Annotated in this window: 13 protein-coding genes and 6 pseudogenes; 14 read left to right on the top strand and 5 right to left on the bottom strand. The window is 59.1% G+C overall.

The genetic code is table 11. The features are described from left to right. The first annotated feature begins 25 nt into the window (after positions 1–25). Together DTW90_RS38190 and DTW90_RS33220 are read left to right on the top strand one after the other, a co-directional pair. Positions 26–466, top strand: a complete 441-nt coding sequence (locus DTW90_RS38190; protein WP_149344038.1) for a DUF302 domain-containing protein — start codon at positions 26–28, stop codon at positions 464–466. Positions 467–790: 324 nt separating this feature from the next. Next, on the top strand, positions 791–1,501 hold the full coding sequence (locus DTW90_RS33220; protein WP_149344036.1) for a response regulator: 711 nt from the start codon (positions 791–793) through the stop codon (positions 1,499–1,501). A gap of 57 nt (positions 1,502–1,558) precedes the next feature. Here the strand turns inward: DTW90_RS33220 and DTW90_RS33215 are convergent, their stop codons facing one another. Beyond that, positions 1,559–2,260 (bottom strand): hypothetical protein, encoded by a 702-nt coding sequence (locus tag DTW90_RS33215; protein ID WP_149344034.1) that lies wholly within the window; start codon positions 2,258–2,260, stop codon positions 1,559–1,561. Between the two features lie 649 nt (positions 2,261–2,909). Here DTW90_RS33215 and DTW90_RS33210 point away from each other — a divergent pair. The 4 genes from DTW90_RS33210 to DTW90_RS33195 all read left to right on the top strand — a co-directional run bounded on the left by DTW90_RS33210 (position 2,910) and on the right by DTW90_RS33195 (position 7,093). Next, positions 2,910–3,698 carry an alpha/beta fold hydrolase gene (locus tag DTW90_RS33210; protein ID WP_149344032.1) on the top strand — a complete coding sequence of 263 codons (789 nt, stop codon included), beginning with the start codon at positions 2,910–2,912 and terminating at the stop codon, positions 3,696–3,698. Between the two features lie 113 nt (positions 3,699–3,811). Beyond that, on the top strand, positions 3,812–4,747 hold the full coding sequence (locus DTW90_RS33205; RefSeq protein ID WP_188080138.1) for an SMP-30/gluconolactonase/LRE family protein: 936 nt from the start codon (positions 3,812–3,814) through the stop codon (positions 4,745–4,747). Positions 4,748–4,965: 218 nt separating this feature from the next. Continuing rightward, a complete protein-coding gene (locus tag DTW90_RS33200) occupies positions 4,966–5,736 on the top strand; it encodes an alpha/beta hydrolase (protein ID WP_149344028.1) in 771 nt (256 codons plus the stop codon). A gap of 163 nt (positions 5,737–5,899) precedes the next feature. After that, a complete protein-coding gene (locus DTW90_RS33195) occupies positions 5,900–7,093 on the top strand; it encodes a DUF3095 domain-containing protein (RefSeq protein WP_149344027.1) in 1,194 nt (397 codons plus the stop codon). Between the two features lie 40 nt (positions 7,094–7,133). Here DTW90_RS33195 and DTW90_RS33190 read toward each other — a convergent pair whose 3' ends face one another. Beyond that, positions 7,134–7,484: a cupin domain-containing protein gene (locus tag DTW90_RS33190; RefSeq protein ID WP_149344025.1), complete on the bottom strand. Its 351-nt coding sequence runs from the start codon at positions 7,482–7,484 to the stop codon at positions 7,134–7,136. A 56-nt stretch (positions 7,485–7,540) separates the two neighbouring features. After that, a pseudogene (locus tag DTW90_RS33185) lies at positions 7,541–7,966 on the bottom strand (isochorismatase family cysteine hydrolase); the annotation flags it as partial. Between DTW90_RS33185 and DTW90_RS33180 the strand changes: the two are divergent. Both DTW90_RS33180 and DTW90_RS38185 read left to right on the top strand, forming a co-directional pair. After that, positions 7,964–9,190: pseudogene (locus DTW90_RS33180) on the top strand (urea carboxylase); the annotation flags it as partial. The pseudogenes DTW90_RS33185 and DTW90_RS33180 overlap by 3 nt on opposite strands. After that, positions 9,191–9,601: pseudogene (locus tag DTW90_RS38185) on the top strand (biotin carboxylase N-terminal domain-containing protein); the annotation flags it as partial. 362 nt (positions 9,602–9,963) lie between these two features. Here the strand turns inward: DTW90_RS38185 and DTW90_RS33170 are convergent. Then, positions 9,964–10,732 (bottom strand): annotated as a pseudogene (locus DTW90_RS33170) (SOS response-associated peptidase). A gap of 62 nt (positions 10,733–10,794) precedes the next feature. Next, positions 10,795–11,682 (bottom strand): annotated as a pseudogene (ligD, locus tag DTW90_RS33165) (non-homologous end-joining DNA ligase); the annotation flags it as partial. Between the two features lie 468 nt (positions 11,683–12,150). On the opposite strand from ligD, the gene DTW90_RS33160 reads away from it, so the two are divergent. From DTW90_RS33160 to DTW90_RS37890, 6 genes and pseudogenes are all read left to right on the top strand, one after another. Continuing rightward, on the top strand, positions 12,151–12,522 hold the full coding sequence (locus tag DTW90_RS33160) for a LysR substrate-binding domain-containing protein (RefSeq protein ID WP_348642680.1): 372 nt from the start codon (positions 12,151–12,153) through the stop codon (positions 12,520–12,522). A 332-nt stretch (positions 12,523–12,854) separates the two neighbouring features. Further along, positions 12,855–13,133: a type II toxin-antitoxin system ParD family antitoxin gene (locus DTW90_RS33155; RefSeq protein WP_149344021.1), complete on the top strand. Its 279-nt coding sequence runs from the start codon at positions 12,855–12,857 to the stop codon at positions 13,131–13,133. Beyond that, positions 13,130–13,429, top strand: coding sequence for a type II toxin-antitoxin system RelE/ParE family toxin (locus DTW90_RS33150; protein ID WP_348642679.1), 300 nt, complete (start codon positions 13,130–13,132; stop codon positions 13,427–13,429). Before DTW90_RS33155 ends, DTW90_RS33150 begins: the two co-directional genes overlap by 4 nt. Before the next feature lie 598 nt (positions 13,430–14,027). Then, positions 14,028–14,693: an invasion associated locus B family protein gene (locus DTW90_RS33145; RefSeq protein ID WP_246665148.1), complete on the top strand. Its 666-nt coding sequence runs from the start codon at positions 14,028–14,030 to the stop codon at positions 14,691–14,693. 21 nt (positions 14,694–14,714) lie between these two features. Next, a complete protein-coding gene (locus tag DTW90_RS33140) occupies positions 14,715–16,406 on the top strand; it encodes a ShlB/FhaC/HecB family hemolysin secretion/activation protein (RefSeq protein WP_149344019.1) in 1,692 nt (563 codons plus the stop codon). Next, positions 16,309–16,647 (top strand): annotated as a pseudogene (locus DTW90_RS37890) (transposase); the annotation flags it as partial. The gene DTW90_RS33140 and the pseudogene DTW90_RS37890, both read left to right, overlap by 98 nt.

Genomic DNA, 16,647 nt, shown 5'->3' with positions numbered 1-16,647 from the left:
TCCACCTCACAAAAGGAACACCTCGATGGTAGCCAAAGCGATCGACGTTCAGACGATTGGTATCGATCATGTCACGATCCGCTCAAGCAAGGATTTTGGCGCTGTCAAATCAAAGCTTGAAAGCATGATCCTGCGGATCGATGACGGGATATTTACCCTGCTTCGCTATCGCGAAACCTCGCGTGCCCTTCGCGAACTGGAGGCCCTCCCGGCGCTTTCCATTTCCAGCTTCAGGGATTATGGCGTTCTGCTCCAGGTCGCAGGTCTTGGGCGTCGGGCGATACAATACGACATCGGCAATCCTCTCACTGCGTCGAAGATGACGCGACACCGGATTTCCGCAGATCTCTACGCGCCAGTTCGGGTGCTGTTGCGCGAGGACAGTGATGGGGTCGCGTTTGAATACGATCGACCGATGACCACCTTTGGCCAGTTTGCCGACCCAGATCTTATTGCAACTGCTTAACAGCTCCACATCGATTTGCAAGCCGCTTTGGAAACCGCCGCGCAGTAGCTGGGCATCTCGCCTGGTGCCGACGTAGCCGCTCATCGAGCGCAAAGCCTCAGCGCAGAGCTCCCAGCTATGTCGATGACCTCTTCTGCGGGTGAAAAATGTTTGATTTTCCATTCACCATAGCGGACGGCAGGTCGCCTTCCTTCCGCTAATCGAGACGCCGGTAGACCCCATCGGCGCTCGCTGCTCTCCCCCGGTTTTCGCCGGTCATCCGGGGATCCTGATCCCCCCGGGGCGGACCGTCAAATATAAGAGTTGCCAACATTAGGTGGTATATTGAAACACGTGGCGATCGTAGACGACGACAGCACCATCAGAGCCATTCTGGTCGAACTCCTTTCTCATCATGCCTTCAAGGTTAGCGCGGTTGCGGACAGTCAGCACTTGAACAAGATTCTTGCGTCGGATCCTGTCGATTTGGTTCTCGTCGACCTTAATCTCGGACACGAAGATGGATTGGACATAGTCCGCAAACTGACCGCGCGCGACGACATTGCCGTCATTATCGTGAGCGGCGAGCGCCTTGAAGAAGCCGACAAGGTCGTGGGGCTTGAACTGGGAGCGGTTGACTACATTACCAAGCCGTTCGGGATGCGGGAGCTTATCGCACGCATCAAGGCAGCCCTTCGCATCAGAAACTTCAGACCAGTTGCTTTGGACAAGCGTACATATCACTTTGCTGGGTGGACTCTGAATATCAGACGGCGACGCCTGACATCCCCGAGCGGATCGGAGGTTAAGCTCACGTCGGCAGAGTTCAACCTGCTGGTGGCGCTTGTGAGAACACCACACGAAATACTCTCGCGTGACCAATTGATCGCCGCAACGCGCATGCACAACGAAGAGGTTTTTGATAGAAGCGTCGACGTTCTGATCCTGCGCCTCAGGCGCAAGCTGGAAGATGACCCTTCCAAGCCGAAATTGGTCAAAACCGAGCGTGGTGTCGGCTACTTCTTCGGCGTCGATGTCGATGTGGCCTATGCATGATCAGGCCTGATCGCCATCGGTAGCTATCGCGTTGAATTCGCGCATGCCCGTCGCCGGTCAACGTCTCCCGGCGACGATACTGGAGATCATTCTTGTGACTGCCGCGTTTGCCGGCAGCAGTCTGATATCCGCCGCGGCCCAGACAAGGCAGCAGAATATGACATTCAAGCTTAGAATGATTTGAACGACAGTACCGTGCTCTGCTCTGAAAACACCGGCCGCAGCAGCACAGATGGCCGGGATCCTGCTCAGCAGGACCAGCTCCTTGAAGAAGGAACCAAGGCGGGGCATTCCCGCTGATTTGCTCTCGCCGGAGCACGCGCTGCCGAACTTTCCAATCGCATGCATGGCGCCTCCCGAGGCCGCGAGAATGGAATTGCCCAAAAGCGCCACGCCGGCGCCGAAGGCAATCGCGGCTACGCCCGAAAGCCCGTCTCCCACCTGGCTCATTGTCCGATCGGGAACGGCACCATCCCGCCATGCGCGTGTGTAGGCCAGTCCAGCCACGAAGAAAATGAGCGTTGCAAGCGATAGCATCAGCGCCGACGTGTTGCCGAAGGCGTAGATTTCCAACCGGCCTAGAGCGCTCAAGCCGGACGCGTCGCTGCGCGCGGTAGCGATGGTAGCGCCGGCACCACCAAAGAATCCGACGAGGTTTCCGAGATTGTAGAGGCGGCCAGGGTCCCAGTACTGGCGGGATAGAATTGTTGATGAGAGGGTTAGGCGGGAGGCTATTTTCTTGATCGACATGAGGGCCATGGCGTTGCCCCGGGATGCTGGATGATCCGTGACGCTTTGAACAAGCAAGCGTCTAGAAGTGCACCGATCCAATAGGAGACGCCGATTGCTCCGCAATTTCAGATTTGCCGATGCACGTTACAATTGGAACTCAGCCGGTGAGCTTGGGGCTCCCGCTCATCCAGGCGCTGGTGGAGATTTGGCCGGGCAGCCGCCACATTCACGGTCGATTTGGCGGCACTTTCGCTAACGGCGTACAACGTCGCGGACACATCGAATTAACACGAGCTGACGCCCTCTTTCACTTCATAACAGGCAATTCCGAGCCTGCCATGGCACCTTTTGGATGCCGCTAAACAAGGAGCGGTTGTCCAAGCCGGAGGAGGCCAAGCCCGATCCCGAGACTATAGAAGCTGCGTTGCCTACCCTCTCCAGAGGGGCGGCTGTTGGCTCTTTCAGGCCGGGTTGCCGGTAAGAGGCCAAGTCACGATCCATCGCGATGCCACCGCATTTTCTGAAGCCTCGGGTGTCGTCTAGCTCAATCGCTGAGATCCGGACGATCGATCATAACAATGGGAGCGCGCGGCATGGCCTAAATCGGTGCCGATCTTCTATTTTGGTCACATCATATCACGTCAACTTCTTCGAAATCTCACAAGGAACCACGAAAATGAAGCTCTTCATCGCTGCTCTTACCGCTTCTGCAGTCGCCTTTGGCGCAAATGCCATCGCTGCAGAAAAGCCGCCAATCGTGCTCGTTCACGGTGCATTCGAAAACTCCCAGGTCTGGGGTCACGTCGCCGCCAAGCTGCAGAAAGATGGCTACAAGGTCGTCACCGTCGATCTGCCGGGCCGCCCGGGCAATCCGGCCGCTCCTAACAAGGTTAGCCTCGATCTCTATCGGGATGTCGTCGTCAAGGCCCTGGGCACCACCAAACAGCCCGCCGTCGTCGTTGGCCACAGCTTTGGCGGCATCGTCATCTCCGCAGCAGCCGAAAAGGCGCCGAAGAAGATCAAGACGCTGATCTATCTCGCAGCCTACCTTCCCAAGAACGGCGACTCGCTGGTCTCGATGGCCCAGCAGGACAAGGATGCAAAGATCGGCCCGCATCTCCAGATCCAGAAGGACAAGGGTATTGCCTCGATCGAGTATTCGGCACGCGCCGATCTCTTCGCCAATGGTGGACCTGAAGCCCTGCGCAAGGCGATCCCGAATGAGATCATTGACGAGCCGCTGGCGCCGCTTGCTACCCCGGTCAAGCTGACTGCCGCCAGGTTCGGCAAGGTCGACAAGGCCTATATCCATACCACCCTAGACCAGGTCATCAGCCCCGCCTACCAGGCGCAGATGGTCGCCGGTACTCCGGTGCGCGCCGAGTACGACCTTCAGACCGGCCACACGCCGTTCCTGACCGATCCGGACGACCTGGCAACCGATATCGAAAAGGCCGGCAAGTAATGGCAGGCCAATCCGTCCGGGGACAGGCCGCCAAGGTCTGCCCCCGGAAGCGGAAATTTGCCTCGCGGCAGGCCTATCCTCGCTCACTCACTGCGACAATTCGAAAGTGTGTCATGAAAGCGTTCCTCTTCATAAGCCCCTCGGAATCGAGAGCGTATCTGCGATGTTTCGCGGCGCTGCTCCTATCGATTGCCTGTGGCGCCGGAAATCCTGTTGCCGCAAGCGCGGCAGAAGGAATCGAGGCAACCGTTGCGAAAGATATCGGCTTCCCGGAGGGAACGATTTTCGTCGGGAAACAGATCTACTTTGTCGACTATCTGCGCTCCAATGTCCTGCGTCTGGTCGACGGCAGGTCGAAGGTCATCTGGCATCGACAAGGGTGCGGGGCAAACGGCTTGGTCCAGACGGCGGGTGGACTGATCGTCGCCTGTTTCGACAGCGGCACGCTTGTCGTCATCTCACTCGACGGCAAGACGGTCACTGAAGTCGACCAGGATCAAAACGGGCAATTTTTCGAGGCACCGAACGACCTTGCCGCGGCCAAGGATGGCAATGTCTATTTCTCGGCTTCCGGCAATTCCGGAAATCCGGGGAAGGTCTTCTTCCTTAAGCCGAACCGCGTTGCCGTCGAAGTAGAAACTGATCTCGGTTTTGCGAATGGAGTGGGGCTCTCTCCCGACGGAGCCACGTTTTATGTCGCAGACTCCGCGACGGGCCGGATCGTTGCGTTTTCGATTGCCCCGGATGGCTCGCTCGGATCAAGGCGCGATTTCATTCGGCTTCGGGACACGATCCCGAATGCAAAGCCCGATTCCTTCAAAGTCGATGGGCACGGAAACCTGTTCATCGCTCTCTACGATGGAGGAGGCCTGGCAATTGTCTCGCCTGACGGAAAGCTGATCAGCGTTCTCGCTGTGCCGGCCGATCACCATACCAATGTCGCAATAAGTCCCGACGGCGCCAGCCTCTATGTCGCCGCCGTCGATGACAATCCCGCCATCAGCTTCCCGGGGAAGATCATCCAAGTATCCAACCCGATCGCTCGCTAGCATTCCGGACGATGTATCATGCCTTGCGGCGTTCCGGATATGGCGGATTTTTCTACGCCCGGTTAGATTCTAGCCGTGTTCAGCAAACAAAACTTCTAACTATCAGTAGCCTGCGAGACGAGACCAAAAAGCCTTGGCGCAAAATTTCGCCAAGAAACAGAATTGCAGATTGTCCGAAGACAATGGCGTCTTGGACACCAACTCAAATGGAGCCTGTCATGAAAAATATTCTTCGTTCCGCCCTTCTGCTGTCCGCTGCCGCCTTCGGCGCAGCCCCAGCTTCCGCGCAGTCGGCCCTTCCGGCCGGTACAGTCAAGAACATCGTTCTAGTCCACGGCGCCTTCGTCGACGAAACCAGCTGGAACGGTGTCGCAACTATCCTGACGGCCAAGGGCTACACGGTCACGGCGGTCAAGAACCCGCTTACCTCGCTTGCCGACGACGTCGCCGCCACGAAGGCCGTGCTCGATGCGCAGGACGGACCTGCTGTTCTCGTCGGTCACTCTTGGGGCGGCGTGGTCATCGGCGAAGCCGGTGACAACGCCAAGGTATCGGCACTTGTCTACGTTTCGGCCTTCGCACCTGACAAGGGCGAAAGCATCACGGCCCTGTCCAAGAGCGGACCGGCCACCGAGGGCGTCAAGGCCATTCACCCCGACGCCAAGGGCTACCTGACGATTGATCCGGCGGTATTCCCGAGCGCCGTAGCGGGTGACCTCCCCAAGGAAATCGGCGAGCACCTTGCCGCCCACCAGATGCCGATCAACCACACTGCCTTTGACGCACCGGCAGAGGTCGCTGCATGGCACACCAAGCCAAGCTGGTATGTCCTCAGCTCGAAGGACATGCTGCTCGACCCGCACGCACAGACCTTCTTTGCCGATCGTATAAAGGCCAAGGTGACGACTGTTGCTGGCAGCCACTCTTCGCTGGCTTCCCATGCCGCAGAAGTCGCTGCGGTTATCGAATCCGCTGCCGCCGCTAAGTAATCCATCGCAATGCGTCGCCGTCGATGACCGACGGCGACGCGCTACAACACATGCCCCGTCGAAGCATCCGTGTCACCTTGCCGCTGCTTGCTGTGCAAGACGATAACTCGGAGCGCAAATTGCGGTTGCAGCGGCCGTATCGGTCGGTGATAGACTGTCCGGCATGAACAAGATGTCCAGTGACGCATTCTTTGCCGGCCTGCCGGTCTTTACCGATTTCGAACGCGTGACCGATGAAAGCAATTACCAGCCGCTTCCCGAAGGCTGGGTGCTGGCAACGGCCGATATCGTCGGCTCGACACAGGCGATCGTCGACGGGCGCTACAAGGACGTCAACATGGCCGGCGTCAGCGTCATTTCCGCAGTGCTGAACGCCGTCGGCAAGGGCGACTATCCCTTCGTTTTCGCCGGCGACGGCGCGGTGATCGCGCTGCCCGGCTCGCTGGAAAAAGTTGCGCGTGAGGCGCTGGCAGCGACTCACGTCTGGGTCAAGGAGGAGCTGGACCTCGACCTTCGCATTGCCGTCGTGCCGATCGGCGATATCCGCGCCGCGGGCCTCGATGTGCGTGTCGCCCGCTATTCCGCCAGCCCTTTCGTCACCTACGCGATGTTCTCCGGCGGCGGCACAAGCTGGGCGGAGAAAGCCATGAAGATGGGGCGCTTCGGCGTCGAAAAGGCCGCGCCTGGCGCCTGTCCGGATCTGAACGGTCTTTCCTGCCGCTGGAGGCCCATGGAAGCCCGGAATGGCGAGATCGTCTCGATCATCGCCGTACCGGGAGACGCCGGTCTGGGCGCGGAGTTCCAGGCGCTTGTTGCGGCTGTCGTGTCCATAGCCGCCGAGCGGAACCGAAATGGCCATCCGGCGCCGGAAGATGGACCGACATTTGCCTTCTCCATGAAGGCCGTGAGCCTTGAGGCCGCCGCCGCTGCGCCAAAGGGCCGGCGCCTGCGGGAAAAGCTCTTCATCTTCCTGCAGATCGGCCTCGCCGTTTTCCTGAACACGTTCGGCATCACCTTCGGGCAGTTCGACGCCCGGCGCTTCAGGAAAGACGTCGCACGCAATTCGGATTTCCGCAAATTCGATGACGGGCTGAAGATGACGGTTGATATCGATGCTGCCCGTGTCGCCCGTATCGAAGCGTTGCTGAAGCAGGCGCAGGACGAAGGTGTGGTGCGCTACGGCCTGCACAGGCAATCCTCGGCGCTGATGACCTGCTTCGTGCCGTCTCCGCTATCTCGCGATCATATTCACTTCATCGACGGCGCGGCCGGGGGCTATGCAGTCGCCGCAAGCCAGATCGCAGGCAAGCAGGCTGTCGGCACGCGCTGTGCCCTTGCCGACGTGAACCGCCAATGAAACTCGGAGGCCGCGATCGACAGGTTCAATGCGCTGGACGCTAGTCGTGGGCGTCGAGGATTGTCACAGGCCGGTCCCATTGGATGAGGACAACACAGCCGGTTCTGGTCCAGACTGAGTGCTCGGTTCCGGCCACGTTGACGACGTAGCTTCCCTTGGCGTAATTGCCGAGCTCGTCCGACTGGATGCCATCAAGCACGAGTATGGTCTCGAGACCCTCATGCCGATGACGCGGCACGCTGGCACCGGCTTCGTATTTCAGCAGGGCAACGCCAGGCTGATCATCTTCGAACGGCCGGATCCAGTGGATTGTGACATTCTCTCGGAATGGTCCGAATGGCAGCTGCTCCCAGCCATCAAAGGTCAGACCTTCGCGTATTGCTTCCGGCATTGCCTGTCATCTCCAAAGTATGGTTTCCGCCGGCGGCCGATCCCGCCTTGACGGCCTCAGGGAAGGGCTTGGATAAATGTCTTCGAATTGGATACGGACCAGAAAACGCCACCCTGCATCTTCACCATGTTGATAGCGGCAAGGTGGTTGCCCAGATCGGTGGCGCCGCAGCAGTCTTCCAGCAGCAAGCACTCGAAGCCTCGGTCGTTGGCCTCGCGCATTGTGGTGGAGACGCAGACATCGGTGGTGATGCCTGTCAGGATGAGGTTCTCGATGCGCTTCTGATGCAGGATCAGCTCCAGGTCCGTGGCACAGAACGAGCCCTTGCCCGGCTTGTCGATGATCACTTCGCCATCGATCGGATAGAGATCGTCGATGATGTCCCAGCCCGGCTCGCCGCGAATTAGCATCCGGCCGCAGGGACCGGTATCGCCGATGCCTGCATGGATCCGGCGCGAACGCCAGCGCTTGTTGGCGGGAACCAGAAGGTGGTCGAGGAGACCCCCGCACCTGGCCTTTCAGCCGCCACTCGCGCCCGCCTGCACAAGGCCGCCGTCGATCTCGGTACGGCCGTCTCCTACGAATCCGCCGGTACGGTCGAGTTCATCTATGATCCTGTCCGGGAAGAGTTCTATTTCCTCGAGGTCAATACGCGCCTGCAGGTCGAGCATCCTGTCACCGAAGCCGTGTTCGGCATCGACCTTGTAGAATGGATGATCCGTCAGGCTGCCGGTGAAGAGGTGCTCTCGGGTGCTGATACGTTGCAGCCCAAGGGCGCGGCTATCGAGGTCCGTGTCTATGCCGAGATGCCGCATGCGGATTTCCGGCCGAGTGCTGGGCTGCTGACGGAAGTTGTCTTTCCAGGGAATGTTCGTGTCGATGGCTGGATCAAGACCGGGACGGAAGTTACGCCCTTCTACGATCCGATGCTTGCCAAGGTCATCGTCTCCGCCGACGACCGTCCCGCCGCGATCGAAGAGCTGAAGGCCGCGCTGTCGAAGACATCGATATCGGGGATCGAAACCAACCTCGACTATCTGCGTGCGATCGCCGATTCCGAGCTGCTTTCCAACGGCAAGGTTGCGACGACGGCGCTGCGGGACTTCGCTTTCGTCCCCGACGTGATCGAAGTGATCACACCGGGCGCACAATCCAGCATTCAGGAGCTGCCGGGCCGTCTCGGGCTCTGGCATGTCGGCGTGCCGCCGAGCGGCCCGATGGATGAACGCTCCTTCCGCCATGCCAACCGTCTCGTCGGCAACGGCGACCTCATCGCGGCTCTGGAGTTGACGGTCTCCGAACCGATACTGAAATTCCATACCGACACGGTGGTCGCTCTTGCCGGTGCAAACATGCCGATGAGCATCGACGGCACGAAGCTGCCGCATGATGAAGCGGTGACGATCCGCGCCGGCCAGACGCTGTCGATCGGCAGCATCGACGGGGCTGGTCAGCGCGCCTATCTTGCCGTGGCCGGCGGCTTTGCGGCTCCCGTCGTGCTTGGCTCACGGGCCACCTTCGGTCTCGGCCAGTTCGGCGGCAATGCTACCGGCACCTTGAAGACCGGACATGTGTTGCATCTTGCTCGCCACGCCGTAGAATCGCCGAAACCGGCAACCGAGCCCGCAGAACTCACGCGCGAATGGCAGGTTGGCGTTCTCTACGGTCCGCATGGCGCGCCTGACTTTTTTCAGGACGACGATATCGTCGATGCCGTTATTGCCGCCTGCAAGGCGACTGGCGCCGAAGCGGTTCACCCCGGCTATGGCTTCCTCTCGGAAAACATCGCCTTCGCCGAGCGCCTCGCTGCCGAAGGCATCGCCTTCATCGGCCCGCGGCCGCAACATCTCGCAGCCTTCGGGCTGAAACACACGGCGCGCGAACTTGCCAAGGCGAGCGGCGTGCCGCTGCTTCCGGGTACCGGTCTTTTGTCGAACAGCGACGAAGCGCTCTCGGCGGCTGACGATATCGGCTATCCAGTGATGCTGAAAAGTACGGCCGGTGGCGGCGGCATCGGCATGCAGCTTTGCGCCGATGCGGATATTCTCAAGGCGTCTTTCGAAAGCGTGCAGCGCACGGCGCGGGCAAGCTTCGGCGACGCCCGCGTCTATATCGAGCGCTAGGGTGATCGAATTCGTTCGCGGTTTCGTGCCCAGTAGAGCGAAAGCCACGTCTCGACGTTAATGGCGGAAAAATGAGCACAGGGAAAATATTGCATTGCAACAAATGCATGACTGCACTGCGATCTGAGCACTGGCGGTCGAGGCAACCTCTGATATCTTCTGGACAACGAAGCAATGCACCTCCTCCCGCAGAGCTTCGTGTTTCAGGCGACCCGCTCCTCCTCCCAAGGCGAGCCTGACGGAACAGCGGCAATCCTCCTCCCAGCCGTTGTTCAATTCTTTAAAAAAAGCCTGCCGCACCTCCTCCCGCGGCAGGCTTTTTCGTTTTCAATACATTCAAGCTCTGAGTTCAGGCGTCAAAGCAGGCTGCCTTGTTCGACAGGCTCGCCGGATTTCGACACGATCGTCGATCCGTACGGTTCACGGGACGAGATGATCAGCGCGTCGTTGGGTAGTGGACGGGCCAGATCCTTGGCCTCATCCCAGGGCGCCCGCATCCAAGAGTCCGTCTCTTCCTTCGTCAGCAACAGGACCGGCATGGCCTTCTCATGGATCGGCTTCACTAGGTCGTTAGGATCCGTGGTCAAAAACCCGTAGAGATCATCGGTGGTCACGCCGTCCCTGACCTTTCGGACACCCTGCCATTGCGGCACATGAAGACCGGCAAAGAAGATTAGCGACTTCTGCTCATCGCGAGCGAACCAGACATTCGGCACGTTTCCGCCAACCACTTGGCTAGCTGGATCCGGTTCCGCGAAACTGGTGACCGGGACGAGGCATCTGTTTTCGACCCCGAACCACCGCTTCCAGTGCGGAAAATTGAGCTTGCGCACGTTCGTCGTGCCGCGGTCGGCCTCCATGCGGATCAGTTCTTCAAGATCGAATGGCTTGCCCTTGGCCGCAAGTTTCTCGGCCTTGGCGTTGGCTGCCTTCTCAAGGGCGCGGCGAGGGCATTCCCCAGCGCGCATGGACCAGTTGCTTCTTTCCGTCGGCGGTGTTGCGGACGATCGGCCCCATCTGATCGGGGTTCATCTGGTAGGCCGGCATCAGGTTGTTCAGGCTTTCAGCGTCCTGCGCCCACTTCGCGACCCAGTCCTTGTCTTCCATGCGATAAAGATTGCACATTGCAGGCCATCCACTCCGCTGAGCTCGAATGGTGACCAATCTAGCGGATGGCGCTGGTTTCGCTAGTCGAGCCGGAAGACCTCGGCATTATCCTGGCGTTCTCGCAAGCCTTTGTAGGACGGATGGCGGAGTTTACCGTCTGTCGTCCAGGCGCGAAACTCGATCTCGGCGATCAGTGTCGGCTCGACCCAGACAATGTCGGCACGTCCGGAATAGGGCAGGGGCGGCTGCTTTCGCTTCCACCGCAGCGTGTCCAGCATCTTCCGCAATCGGATCGCCTCGGCTTCCTTGAATCCGGTGCCGACGCTTCCGACATCGACGAGATCGCCATTGCGGTAGGCGGCAAGCACCAACGAGCCGAAGCCGGCAGGGGATGCCGTCGACCTCTCATAGCCGACGATGAAGAAGGCCTCGCTGTGGACGCATTTGACTTTCACCCAATCCCCGGTCCGGCCAGAACGATATGGCTGATCGAGGCGCTTGCCGACGATGCCCTCCAGGCCGAGGCGGCAGACATGCTCAAGCAGGACAGTTGGTTCGCCATCGAGTGTTTCCGATAGCCTGATGGCGCCGACTTGATCATTCTTTAGGCCGTTTAACGTGTCCTCGAGAAGGTGTCGTCGCGAACGGTATTCGACGCCGCGCAAATCGTGGCCATCAAGGTAGATAAGATCGAACGCGTAGAGGATCGCGTCGGAGGCCCGGTTGCCAGCTTGTTTGCCGGATGCGCCCAGCGATTGCTGCAGCAACCCGAAATCCGGCCGACCCTCTTCGTCGAGCACTACGGCCTCGCCATCGATGATCATCGTCGCCGGTCCGAGTGCTCGGGCAGCCTCCTCTATGGCTGGAAACCGATGCGTCCAGTCATGGCCGCCACGGGTGAGGATCCGGATCCCTTGCGGCTCGATATGAACGGCAAGGCGATAGCCATCCCATTTCAGCTCCCAGCTGACAGTTGGTTACGGCGTGTAGACGGCTCCAGCTTGGTCTTGCACACGTCGATCCAGATCGTTGCCCAGAACCGTGGCGCTCCATAAGAGCCGACGGCAGCAAGGCCACGCATCGATGGGGGAAGGAATGAAGAATTCAGGTTGACGGGCATGACTTCTCGCTGGCGTACGGAAGCGGCAGACTCAAACGCAGCAAGAAAAAAAGCAACGGTCGTAATGACCTTTTACACTGTTTCCACATCGTTGCCTAAAAGGTCATTACAGAGCAAAAAGCAACAGTTGGAAAATGACCCCCTGGTTCCATAATACACCTTATGCGATCTTTGTGTGTAATGGCATTTTAGAGATGCGACACATAGGCCAGTTAGAGATGCGACAGTCGTCGTGTTATGCGCACCCACACCTTGCCGATGCGCGCCCTACTTTGCCAAAACCCATTCTTGCGTTCGCATTTGTCCATTCACCGGTATGCCTACTCAAATCGAAGATCTGAAGGATCATCGTCTTCTGGCCTTCGTGACCGGTAATGGTCGCACGCGCCCTATCGCGTATAGTTCGGGACGACGTGAGATCAAACTGGACACCCGCAACGCTGTGGCCACGTTCACCAATGGCGAGGCCATGATTGACGCCGCCATAGCCGGAATCGGCATTGCCCAGACCCCGGCACTTTATGCGCGCCAGGCGCTATCTGACGGAAGCTTGATCCAGATCTTCGATGGGCGCGACGCGGGAAGTCTGCCAGTTCAGATCGTCTACCCATCGCAGCAACAGGTGGCGACAAGGGTCCGCGCCTTGATAGATCATCTCGTCGAGACGATGACCGACACATGGGGCTGACATAGCGTGGACACAGCTTGAGATGTGTTCAAGCCGTGCGCAATGGCGACCGCCGCCCTATGGCACAGAGGCAGTGTGACGACGCAAGCAATGTCTGTTGCGCGGTGCATGCCACAATGGCGTTTATGACGGGTATGAGGGCAAAGCAGTTACCACCCAGGCTTCGCTTCGATATTTCTTTCCAACTGCAGACGACATTCTACGAGGTCAGATCTGTTGATGTGAAGGGATTCGAACCGCCAGTGCCCGACTGTGAACGTGGCAACTCGCATCGTCAGCCTTGCCATCGGTATGCTAATCGCATACCATATAGTGAGCAATGGAGGTTTCATATGGCGACCGTCGAGAAAATAACGATTGCGCTGACATCCGAAATGGCTGGCTTTGTACGAAATGCTGTTGAAGCCGGCGAATACGCTTCGACCAGCGAAGTTATTCGTGACGCTGTGCGTGAATGGAAGGAACGCCGCGATCTGCTGGGTTACACTGTCGAAGACCTGCGCGTTCTGGTGCAGGAAGGCATCGACAGCGGCCCAAGCCCTCTTGAAACGATGGCGGACGTCAAAGCCGAAGCGCGCCGCCGTCTTGAAGCCTCAAGTCGTTCGGAGTGACGTTGATCACGATTGTTCGGAGCAATCGCGCCGACGAAGACCTCATCGAAATCTGGACATACATCGCCGCAGAAAATCCGACGGCGGCCGATCGCGTTCTCGATGCAATCGAAGCGCGCTGGCAACAGCTTGCCCAGCACCCCTACTCCGGTGTCGCTCGCGACGACATTATGCCGGGTATCCGCCATCTGATCGCGGGACAGTACCTGACACTCTATCGGCTCAACGACCATAGTGTAGAAATCGTTCGTGTCGTTCATGGGCGTCGAAAAGTTGATCAAGACGAGATCAACTAACGGCCTCGTCAATCCACAACTCTACAGCCGAAATCGTGGTCTTACGTCCGATTTACAAACATCCGGCAAACTCGCATTCAGCGCGTCAGGCCAGTCAACTCGGTCACCAAATCGCCGGCCGAACTTTAACCCCGCAGCACAGTGATCTAGAAATTCGCAAGAAAGCATTTCAAATGCGGCTTCAACGAGAACGGCCTTGGTTCGAATTTTAGTAAACTGCGACGAGGATTAAACGTTTTGCGTGTCTCGAATCGAAGAGGATGAACAATTACCCGCGATTGGGATACGCGACGATCGAAGTCGGGAGTCTCCGCTTCGAATTGCAGTCAGATGAGCTGACCCATTGTACTAAAGCTGTTTTTGCGATTTTATAATGGATAATTGCTCGCTTCCTTCGGACTGATCCTCCCGACAACGCGCATTCTCGCATCCCGGACATCGATGTCGTCTCTGCGCCGATCCGAGCGAAGGTCAATCGCGACCTCCGCAGCATCGCGGATCCGCGAGCGCGACAAATTGCAACCATCAGGCGCCAGTTCTCCGGCCAGATCGGGGTTTGCCCGCCATTGGAGGAATAGCCGTGACGCTTGAACCTATGATGCGCACCCACCTGAAAGCGGGCATATCGGCAATGGCGCTGCTGTCGTGCATGGCATTCGCTCCGGCCGGATTTGCCGAGGATGCCGCAAAGGCGCCTGTAGCCGCTCAAACCGGCAGCAGCCCGAAACAGGCCGCCCCTATGATGCCTCCGCAAGACGGTCAGGCCGCGGGCTCACAGCAGCAAGCCAATGTCACCAAATTCGACGACTGGTACTATCGCTGCGTCGATGGCAAGGCGGCCGACAGCGCGGTGAAGTCAAGCTGCGAGGTGGCACAGATCGCCACGGTCAAGCAAGGAGACCAGACGGTCAACGTTCTGACTCTGGCCTTCGCCAAGGCCGTGGACACCGGACAGAAGGGCGTAAAGCCCGCCGCACCCGGACCGCTACTGACAACGCTTGTTCCGCTCAATGTATATCTGCCCGCCGGACTTTCGATCGACGCCGGCGACAAGCAGGTGGTGCAGTTGGCCTATCGGAACTGCAATCAGACCGGCTGCTGGGCCCAGCAGGAAATGACCACCAAGACCTTGGCCACCTTACAGAAGAGTGCGGACGGCGTCGGACATCTGCAGCTGATGGACGGCCGAAAGGTCAACATCAAGTTTTCCCTGAAGGGACTGTGGCCCGCTCTCGATGCCATGAACAAACCGGCCGCGAAGTAAGCTCGCGATCCCATTTCCCCCATGCCTCCCCGGACTTCCGCTCTCATTTTTCTGCTTCTGACCGCAGCCTCGGGCAATCCAGCCGCCGCAAGGCAGTCGCCTGCCGACGATTTCGCGCGTCGCCAGGCCGAACGGAACGACCAGCAGCGGCTCGACGATCTGAAGAAGATCACGCCGCAGCAGCAACCGGCGGCGAGAGGTGGCGAACCGGCACAGCAGCCTGCCCCAGGCGCCTGTTTTGCGATCTCGCACGTCGAGCTCGCCGGCGTGACACGGCTTCCAACGTCCGCAACCGACAGGATCATTTCCGCCTATCGCAACAAGTGCATCGGCGTCGCCCAGATCAATATCCTGATGCGGGATATCACCACTCTTTATCTAGACAAGGGCTACGTAACCTCGCGCATCTTCGTGCCGGCACAGGATATCGCGGGCAGCAAGGTGCTGAAACTCGTCGCGGTCGAGGGGAAGCTTTCCGACATCTACATCAACGGCAAGCCGGCCCTGGATTCCGCCATGCTGGAGACGGCCTTTCCCGGCATGAAGGACCATATCGCCAATCTGCGCGACATCGAGCAGGGCCTGGATCAGATCAATCGGCTGCAATCGAACAAGGCGAAGACGGCGATGTTGCCTGGAAAGGACGAAGGCACACCCATTCTTAACATCCAGAATGTTCCCGAACACGCTTGGCACGCATCCTTCGCCAACAACAATCTCGGCCAGGAGGAGACCGGCTATTCCAGCTCCACGCTGTCGCTCGGCTACGACGGTTTGCTCGGCCACAATGACGAGATCGACTTTTCCTATGGCCGCACCGGACCGGACTATCCCTGGCGCGGCGACGGCGACGGCAGGAGCAACAGCTATTCCGCTAATGTCAGCATTCACTATGGCTATTGGACCCTGTCCGCCAACGGCTCGCTTTATGACTACGACAGCAGCGTGCCGGGCAGTTTCGGTCCGCTTGAAACCTCCGGCAATTCACGGCAGGCAGGCATCTCGGTCGATCGCGTCATCCTGCGCGACAAGGATTCCATCACCACGGTGAGCGGCGGGCTGACATACAAGGAAACGAACAACTTCCTGCTCGGCAGCAAGATCGAGGTTGGCAGCCGCAGATACACGGTCGGCAGCCTTTCGATTACCCATTCGCGCCACATGCTGGGCGGCGTCTGGGTCTTCGATCTGTCCTACGACCAGGGGCTGAACCTGTTTGATGCGGTCAGTGCCGGCGATATCGGCGCGGGCGACGCCGATCCGCGCTTCTCCAAATTCACCGCAACGCTCAGCGTAACGCAGCCGATCGAGATCGATGGCCGTCACTTCGAACTCAGCTCGGTCATGACCGGGCAGTATTCACCGGACAATGTCTTCGGCTCCGAACAGATCTCCATCGGCAGCTATTCGAATGTGCGCGGAACCCGCGAAGCCATGCTCTTCGGCAATGACGGCTTCTTCTCGCGCAACGATTTCATCTGGCGCACGCAGCCGTGGGCGCAGAACGCGACGCTGGTCAAGGCCTTCGGCGAGCTGCGGCCCTATGTCGGGCTCGACTATGGCTGGGTTCCCTCGCAGCCGAGCTTCAATCTCGAGGGCGNGTCGGCGCGGAAGTTTGACGCTTTGGATGACGCCGGAGGCACTGTCGTCCTGGCAGGCGCCGAAGCGGACGACGCGTGGCGGCCAGCCGCGCTACTCCGATCTTGCGATTGAGACTGCGCTGACGCTGGGCCTCGTATTCGGCTTGGGGCTTCGGCAAACGGAGGGTCTTCTGGTATCGGTGCTGGAGCTGATGAGCCTGGATCTCGCTGTTCCCGATCACACGATGCTAAGCCGCCGGCAAGCAAGCGACGATTGCCGAACAAGCGGCAAGATGATCGCGATCGCATCCCGGAGAAAGGAGCCGTCCACGTCCTTGTCGATAGCACAGGGTTGCAGATCTACGGTGCGGGCC

Source organism: Neorhizobium sp. P12A (genome assembly GCF_008365395.1).
Lineage (GTDB): Bacteria > Pseudomonadota > Alphaproteobacteria > Rhizobiales > Rhizobiaceae > Rhizobium.
This window is presented reverse-complemented; position numbering and strand designations above follow the sequence as displayed.